This window comes from Aminobacter sp. P4_D5 (genome assembly GCF_056401815.1).
The window spans coordinates 1-563 of record NZ_JBFUIP010001190.1 but is presented as its reverse complement, the minus strand read 5'-3'; the positions used below and the strand labels follow the sequence as shown (position 1 = coordinate 563).

At 69.4% G+C, this 563-nt stretch carries 1 protein-coding gene; it reads left to right on the top strand.

The window, feature by feature from the left end:
- The first annotated feature begins 150 nt into the window (after nucleotides 1-150).
- A complete protein-coding gene (locus tag AC1DWF_RS37420) occupies nucleotides 151-333 on the top strand; it encodes a hypothetical protein (protein ID WP_476843473.1) in 183 nt (60 codons plus the stop codon).
- Nucleotides 334-563 lie beyond the last annotated feature (230 nt).

The following is a 563-nucleotide window of genomic DNA, read 5'->3' as shown; positions in this document are numbered from 1 at the left end:
CCGCTCCAGGGATCCCGGTGCGAATTGCCAAGTCGTGGCGGCGCAATGCGGCAACCGCAACGGGTAGGACGGGATACGCACATGCCGACCCTCCAGCGCCGCGAGCCCGAAATCCTCCTGGTCCAGGCCCCGCCCCGAGGCGCGGAGGCCATGGCCAATCTCCAGTGCACCTCGATCCTCGGCCTGCTCGTAGCGCTGCCTTGGGCCGCCAGGGTGCAGCATGTCTACTCCTGCGTCGTCAGTGGCAGTTGGGGCTTCCTCGTCGGCGGGACGCTGTTCCTTCCGGCGGGGCTCGTCCACGGCGTCGGGTGCTGGCTGGGCTTCTGGGATTAAGGAACCGGCGGCGGAATTGACGCCACCCCCTCCGCGCTCCCACTGTGCCGGCCCGAATTCGACCGGCAGGGGTTGGTATATTGACCGCAACGCAGCACGATCCGTTCACGCCTTCTCCCGGCTATCGCCTGCGGCTGCCGGGCCCGACGGAGGTGCCGGAGGCGGTGCGCGCCGCGCTCGCGCGCCCCATGATCAACCATCGCGGTCCCGAGTTCCGTGCGATGCTGGCG

What these genes read in the sequence shown, in the direction of transcription:
- AC1DWF_RS37420 (WP_476843473.1), top strand. Translation starts at nt 151, where the DNA reads ATGGCCAATCTCCAGTGCACCTCGATCCTCGGCCTGCTCGTAGCGCTG.